This is a genomic window from Pantoea sp. ME81 (assembly GCF_903970985.1).
GTDB lineage: Bacteria > Pseudomonadota > Gammaproteobacteria > Enterobacterales > Enterobacteriaceae > Pantoea > Pantoea communis.
On the sequence record NZ_CAJCKS010000212.1, the window covers coordinates 1 to 7,267 of the forward strand.

Consider the following 7,267-nt stretch of genomic DNA (forward strand, 5'->3'; position numbering starts at 1 on the left):
GAAGTGAGCAAAAGCCCGATAAAATAGAGGGTTATAGTGGACTGCATCAGACACTGCTGCGTAAGCATTTTGCGCCTGCGCGATGATGCAGCCTGAGTGGATACCTGCTGAACAGGGCCGAGATAAGTACCATTTTCACTACGGTAATTGCAACCCCTGGGGGGTTAGCGTAAATCCTGCGCAACTGAGTAGCATAAAATGCTGACATTAACTTTTAGTCATAACTCGCTGTTATGAAAAGTGTTAATTCGATAATTTTCCGCATAGCTATTCAAAAATGGGCAAAAAACACGCCGGCGCGTTTGCTGATTATTTAACCAGCGACAACGTCTGATTCCGCGAAAAATCACAGACTGGGTCTCATTGGTTTCCGTGATGAACAGTATGAATTCGGGCGCTTTTCAGGCATACAAAAGGTCGTGATCCAGACTACAAAACAGAAACAAAGCCCAGTCACGCTCTTCAATTAACCTTTGATTGACATATGATTAACATCTTCAAGGAGGTCAGCCATGAGCCAAATACATAAGCATCCTGTACCCGCTGCCGTTGCAGCGAATGCCCTGATTAATGCCGACCAGTATGCGGCGCTGTATCAACAATCGGTTGACGATCCCGACGCCTTTTGGGGTGAACAAGGCAAAATCCTCGACTGGATCAAGCCTTACAGCAAGGTGAAAAACACCTCCTTTGCCCCCGGCAATATTTCGATTCGCTGGTATGAAGATGGCGCGCTGAATCTCGCCGCCAACTGCCTTGACCGCCACTTGCAGACGCGTGGCGATCACCCGGCGATTATCTGGGAAGGCGATGACGCCAGCGAAAGCAAAACCATTACGTTCCGTGAACTGCACGGTGACGTGTGCCGTTTTGCCAACGTGTTGCTGAGCCTCGGCGTCAAGAAAGGCGATGTCGTCGCCATCTATATGCCGATGGTACCGGAAGCGGCCGTGGCGATGCTGGCCTGTGCGCGTATTGGCGCAGTGCACTCCGTCATTTTCGGCGGTTTCTCACCGGAGGCGGTGGCCGGTCGCGTAGTGGATTCCAACGCTAAACTGGTGATCACCGCAGATGAAGGCGTACGCGCCGGACGCAGCATCCCGCTGAAGAAAAACGTCGATGATGCACTGAACAACCCGAGCGTCACCAGCGTGAAAAACGTGGTGGTATTCAAGCGCACCGGTAAAGACACCGGCTGGCACGAAGGCCGCGATCTTTGGTGGCACGAGTTGGTGGCGAAGGCCAGCGATCAGCACGAACCGGTCGCGGTTGAAGCCGAGCATCCACTGTTTATCCTTTATACCTCCGGTTCCACCGGCAAACCGAAAGGCGTGCTGCATACCACCGGGGGTTATCTGGTGTATGCCGCCAGCACCTTCAAATATGTGTTTGATTACCATCCGGATGATGTCTACTGGTGCACCGCCGATGTGGGCTGGATCACCGGACACAGCTATCTGATTTACGGCCCACTGGCCTGCGGCGCCACTACCCTGATGTTCGAAGGTGTGCCGAACTGGCCGAAGCCGAGCCGTATGGCTGAAGTCGTCGATAAGCATAAGGTGACGCTGTTGTATACCGCGCCAACCGCCATCCGCGCCCTGATGGCCGAAGGCGACAAGGCCATTGAAGGTACCAGCCGCAGCAGCCTGCGCATCATGGGTTCCGTCGGCGAGCCGATCAACCCGGAAGCCTGGGAGTGGTATTACAAGAAGATTGGCGACAGCCGCTGTCCGATTGTGGATACCTGGTGGCAGACCGAAACCGGTGGCTTCATGATTACGCCGCTGCCAGGCGCGATTGAGCTAAAAGCCGGATCGGCCACCAAGCCGTTCTTTGGCGTGCAGCCCGCGCTGGTGGATAACGAAGGCAACGCGTTGGAAGGCGCAACCGAAGGCAACCTGGTGATCAACGATTCGTGGCCGGGACAGGCGCGTACGCTGTTTGGCGATCACGATCGCTTCGAACAAACCTACTTCTCCACCTTCAAAAACCGCTACTTCAGCGGAGACGGCGCACGCCGTGACGAAGATGGTTACTACTGGATCACCGGCCGCGTCGATGACGTGCTGAACGTCTCAGGCCATCGTCTCGGCACTGCAGAGATTGAATCGGCGCTGGTGTCACATCCGAAGATTGCGGAAGCGGCAGTTGTGGGTATTCCTCACAGCATTAAAGGCCAGGCGATCTATGCTTATATCACGCTGAACCACGGCGAAGAGCCCTCGCCAGAGCTGTATACCGAAGTGCGTAACTGGGTGCGTAAAGAGATCGGCCCGATTGCCACGCCGGATGTGCTGCACTGGACCGACTCACTGCCGAAAACCCGCTCCGGCAAGATTATGCGTCGTATTCTGCGCAAAATCGCGGCGGGCGATACCAGTAATCTCGGCGATACCTCAACCCTGGCCGATCCGGGCGTGGTAGAGAAATTGCTGGAGGAGAAGCAGTCCATCACCATGCCGTAACCGGCATCGACGCGACGGAGAGTGTCAGCCTGTTCACGGCAGGCTACTCTCCGTCATCCCTACCTTACGCCGTACGCTTTTCACCATCGCACAACCTATATAACTAGAATATTCAGCAGTTTAAATCATTTAACCGTGAGATATCTGCCTGCCTTTCCTCTGGAGAAACTGTGATGAACGAAGCCCTATATCAACAGGAAGCAGTCTGGCAACAAATCGAGAGTAATCCGCGTTTTCAGGAACTGGTGCACAAGCGCCAGTCCTTTGCGCTGTTGCTCAGTATCATCATGCTGGTGTTGTACGTCGGCTTTATTTTGCTGATTGCCTTTGCCCCTGGCTGGCTCGGTACGCCGCTGCATGAAGGCACCAATGTCACACGCGGCATCCCCATCGGCGTTGGCCTCATTGTGGTGTCGTTTCTGCTCACTGGCGTCTATGTCTGGCGCGCTAACGGCGAGTTTGATCGCCTGACCAAACAAATCCTGAGCGAGGTGAAATCATGAAGCGCCTGTTCTCAGCCTTGTTAGCGATAGTGCCTGCCAGCGTGTTTGCCGCCGACGCCATTACCGGCGCAGTGCAAAAACAGGCCACCAACTACGAAGCCATCATCATGTTTGTGGTGTTTGTGGCGGCGACGCTCGGCATCACCTATTGGGCCTCCAAACGCACCCGTTCACGTAGCGATTACTACACGGCGGGCGGCAATATTACCGGCTTCCAGAACGGTCTGGCGATGGCGGGGGACTTTATGTCTGCGGCCTCGTTCCTCGGGATATCGGCGCTGGTTTACACCTCGGGCTACGACGGGTTGATCTACTCGCTCGGCTTCCTGGTCGGCTGGCCGATGATTCTGTTCCTCATTGCGGAGCGCTTACGTAACCTCGGGCGCTATACCTTTGCCGATGTGGCGTCATATCGCCTGCAGCAAAAACCGATTCGTACCCTGTCGGCCTGTGGCTCGCTGGTCGTCGTGGCGCTGTATTTGATAGCGCAAATGGTGGGTGCGGGCAAACTCATCCAGTTACTGTTTGGCCTCGATTATCATATCGCCGTGGTACTGGTGGGGATTTTGATGGTGATGTATGTGCTGTTTGGCGGCATGTTAGCCACGACATGGGTACAGATTATCAAAGCCGTGCTGCTGCTGTTTGGGGCCAGCTTTATGGCGATTATGGTAATGAAAGCCACCGGCTTCAGCTTCAACACGCTGTTTACCGAAGCGATGGCGGTCCATCCGAAAGGTGCCGCGATCATGCAACCGGGCGGTCTGGTGAAAGATCCGATATCGGCACTGTCTCTTGGTCTTGGATTGATGTTCGGCACCGCTGGCTTACCGCATATTCTGATGCGCTTCTTTACCGTGGCGGATGCACGTGAAGCGCGTAAGAGCGTGTTCTGGGCCACCGGCTTTATGGGCTATTTCTACTTCCTCACCTTTATCATTGGTTTTGGCGCGATTCTGCTGGTCGGCGCAAATCCAGCCTTCAAAGATGCTTCTGGCGCGCTGATTGGTGGCACCAATATGGCGGCGGTGCATCTGGCGAATGCGGTGGGCGGCAGCCTGTTCCTTGGCTTTATCTCGGCGGTGGCTTTCGCCACGATCCTGGCCGTTGTTGCCGGGCTGACGCTGGCCGGTGCTTCTGCGGTTTCTCATGACCTGTATGCCAGCGTGATTCGCAAAGGTCAGGCGACTGAGCGTGATGAGCTGCGGGTGTCGAAAATTACCGTGCTGATTCTTGGCGTGGTGGCGATTGTGTTGGGTATCGCGTTTGAGAAACAGAACATCGCCTTTATGGTCGGACTGGCGTTCTCGATTGCGGCCAGCTGTAACTTCCCGATTATTTTGCTCTCAATGTACTGGTCGAAGCTGACCACGCGCGGCGCGATGATTGGCGGCTGGCTGGGATTGATTACGGCGGTTGTGTTGATGATCCTCGGGCCGACCATCTGGGTGCAGGTGCTGGGGCATGCCACCCCGGTCTATCCGTATGAGTATCCGGCGCTGTTCTCGATGGCGGCAGCGTTTATCGGTACCTGGCTGTTCTCGATTACCGATCACTCCAGACAGGGTGCTGAAGAGCGGGCTAAATTCCGTGGTCAGTTTATTCGTTCACAAACGGGCGTAGGCATTTCGCAGGGCAAAGCGCACTAAACAAAAAATGCCGCCCAAATGGGCGGCATTCAGTTTGTGCGATGATGAATCCGACGCGCCATCAGGTGCATCGGGTTTCATCATTAAAAACGCAGTGACGCGCCCACATAGGGGCCATCGACCAGCACGTTGTCTTTGCGATCGCCTTTGTTGTTCAGCTCGATGTACTGATAACCCACACGCAGATTCAGCAGTGAAATCGGGGTGAAGCTCAGACCACCAGACGCTTCTTTGTAGCTGTCCAGACGATCGGAGAACGCTTCCGGCGCGTAGTAGTATTCGCCGTACAGGCCCCACATGCTGTTGAAGTTGTACTGTGCACCGGCACCTACAGCCACGGTGAAGCCATCACGACCATCTTCCGGATGGGTGAACAGTGCTTTGGCGGTAGGGGCAATGCGGAAGTCGCCAAAATCGATGTTGTAGCCCGCGCCCAGACCGTAGGTGCTGCCATCGTGATCGCTGCGCAGCCAGTTGCCTTTCAGGAACAGGCCAGGAGAGGTGGTGCCGAGGCCAAGGTTCAGGTTGGTGCTATGCTCACCCACGTCAACACTGCCCTCAATTGCCTGCGCGCCGCTGCTCAGCAGTGCCAGACCCAATACGCTTCCAGTAACAAGTTGCTTAAACATATGATTCCACTCCATGAAGGACAAATAAGTCGGCGCAAAGGGTAACAGCCTGGCAGCAGGAGACAACTTTATTTGGAAACCTTTACGTAAAAATCGATGACAGTGCGCAAAAAGCGACCATCAGGCCGCCCATAACAAGTGGCTCAACAGCGGTGCCAGAATCACCGTCACCACGCCTGACAGCATCATTACCAGGCTCGATACCACGCCCTCTTGCTGACCTAATTGATAAGCGCGAGCCGTTCCCGCACCGTGCGACGCAGCACCAAATCCGGCACCTTTTGCCACGCCCTGTTTGATGGCGATACGCAGAAACAGCACATCGCCTACTGCCATGCCAAACACCCCGGTGATCACCACAAACAGCGCCACCAAATCCGGCTGGCCGCCAATCGGCAGTGCAGCCGCCAGTGCAAATGGCGTAGTAATCGAGCGCACCGCGAGGCTGCGCTGGATGGTTTCCGGCAGCATCAGCAGTCGCGCCAGCCATACCGAACTGCACACCGCCACCAGCGTGGCGGTTAACACGCCGACACTCAGCGATAACCAGTGGCGCTTGATGATCTCCAGGTTTTCATACACTGGCACGGCAAACGCCAGCGTTGCCGGGCCCAGCAGCCAGATCAGCCAATGACTCTCGGCAATGTAATCCTTCCAGCTGACGTGCGTCAGCAGTAGCAGCGCCACCAGCACCACCGGCGTCATTACCAGCGGCATCAGCAGCAATGTCTGTTTGCGGCGATAGAGGCGCTTGTTGACGTAATAGACTAGCAGCGTCAGCGCCAGGCACAGCAGGCTAATGATGAAATCAGCCATGATGCGCCTGCTTACGCGCCGCACGCGCCAGTTCGAAGCGGTACAGACGATCCACCACCAGCGAGGTCGCCGCCAGTACCAACAAAGTGCTCACCGCAATCACCACACAGATACGCCAGCCTTCGCTGCGCAATAAATCGCTGTAATTGACCACCGCCACGACGGCAGGAATAAAGAACAGCAGCATTTCCGCCAGCAGCCAGTTGGCCCCGGCTTTCACCCAACGCAGCGGCACCACGCGTGTCATGATCAATAGCAACAGCAGTACCATTCCCACCACATTGGCAGGCAGCGGCAAATGCAGCCAGCTCACCAGTTTGTCGCTGGCCATAAACAGGCCGATATACAGCACCAACTGCAATGGCACAAAAACACGTTGCAGGATGTCCGTTCTGCGCGGACTCAATGCAAGCGCCATTTTCCTTCTCCCCAGAATTAAACGTTGGGCTTAGTATAAATCCGCGTCAAACTGTGAAAGAAATGAATTAAAATTATTCAAACTATGCCAAAAAGGAATGCTTGATGGACGTCCGCGCCCTACGCTATTTCACCGAGGTAGTACGCCAGCAAAGTTTCACCCGTGCCGCTGAGAAGCTGTTTGTCACGCAACCTACCATCAGCAAAATGCTGCGCCAGTTAGAGGAAGAACTCGGCTGCACGTTGCTGCTGCGTGAGGGCCGCAAGCTGCATCTCACCGACAGCGGTCAGGCGGTGTATCAACGCGGGCTGGCGATTCTGCAGGAGTTTCATCAACTGGAAGCGCAGATTGGCGATATCAATGAATTGAAAACCGGTGAACTGCGGCTGGGCATCCCGCCGATGGTCGGGATGCAGATCGCCGGTTCGATCTCCGCGTTTCGCCGCCGCTATCCGGGTGTGCAATTGAAGATTGTCGAATCCGGCGGCTTAACGGTGCAGCAGGCCGTGCTGAACGGCGGGCTGGATATCGCCCTCACTGCGCTGCCGGTCGATGCGGATTTGCCGCTCAATACGCTGGAACTGATGCGTCATCCTTTGTGCGTGCTGCTGCCGCGCAGCGCGCAGTGGCTCAATCGCAGCAGCCTGGGTCTCAAGGAACTGGCGGCTCATCCACTGCTGATCCTGAATGAAGAGTTCTCGCTTAATCGTCAGTTGATGAAGGCATTTCAGCGTCAGGGGCTGACGCCGGAGATTGCGGTGCGCAGCGCGCAGTGGGATTTCCT

Annotated in this window: 7 protein-coding genes; 4 read left to right on the plus strand and 3 right to left on the minus strand. The window is 55.6% G+C overall.

Annotation, left to right across the window (positions count from 1 at the left end; translation table 11 throughout):
- Positions 1-512 precede the first annotated feature (512 nt).
- The 3 genes from acs to H7A81_RS24205 all read left to right on the plus strand — a co-directional run bounded on the left by acs (position 513) and on the right by H7A81_RS24205 (position 4,620).
- Positions 513-2,468, plus strand: a complete 1,956-nt coding sequence (gene acs / locus H7A81_RS24195; protein ID WP_058960090.1) for an acetate--CoA ligase — start codon at positions 513-515, stop codon at positions 2,466-2,468.
- A gap of 173 nt (positions 2,469-2,641) precedes the next feature.
- A complete protein-coding gene (locus H7A81_RS24200) occupies positions 2,642-2,971 on the plus strand; it encodes a DUF485 domain-containing protein (RefSeq protein ID WP_182058967.1) in 330 nt (109 codons plus the stop codon).
- Positions 2,968-4,620: a cation acetate symporter gene (locus tag H7A81_RS24205; RefSeq protein WP_182058968.1), complete on the plus strand. Its 1,653-nt coding sequence runs from the start codon at positions 2,968-2,970 to the stop codon at positions 4,618-4,620. The genes H7A81_RS24200 and H7A81_RS24205 overlap by 4 nt, the downstream gene beginning before the upstream one ends.
- A gap of 83 nt (positions 4,621-4,703) precedes the next feature.
- Here the strand turns inward: H7A81_RS24205 and H7A81_RS24210 are convergent, their stop codons facing one another.
- From H7A81_RS24210 to H7A81_RS24220, 3 genes are all read right to left on the minus strand, one after another.
- Positions 4,704-5,249 (minus strand): YfaZ family outer membrane protein, encoded by a 546-nt coding sequence (locus H7A81_RS24210; RefSeq protein ID WP_034826879.1) that lies wholly within the window; start codon positions 5,247-5,249, stop codon positions 4,704-4,706.
- A 120-nt stretch (positions 5,250-5,369) separates the two neighbouring features.
- On the minus strand, positions 5,370-6,065 hold the full coding sequence (locus tag H7A81_RS24215) for an LrgB family protein (protein ID WP_034826881.1): 696 nt from the start codon (positions 6,063-6,065) through the stop codon (positions 5,370-5,372).
- Positions 6,058-6,483, minus strand: a complete 426-nt coding sequence (locus H7A81_RS24220) for a CidA/LrgA family protein (RefSeq protein WP_034826883.1) — start codon at positions 6,481-6,483, stop codon at positions 6,058-6,060. Before H7A81_RS24220 ends, H7A81_RS24215 begins: the two co-directional genes overlap by 8 nt.
- A 104-nt stretch (positions 6,484-6,587) precedes the next feature.
- On the opposite strand from H7A81_RS24220, the gene H7A81_RS24225 reads away from it, so the two are divergent.
- A partial coding sequence (locus H7A81_RS24225; protein ID WP_182058969.1) for a LysR substrate-binding domain-containing protein occupies positions 6,588-7,267 on the plus strand: 680 nt, incomplete at its 3' end.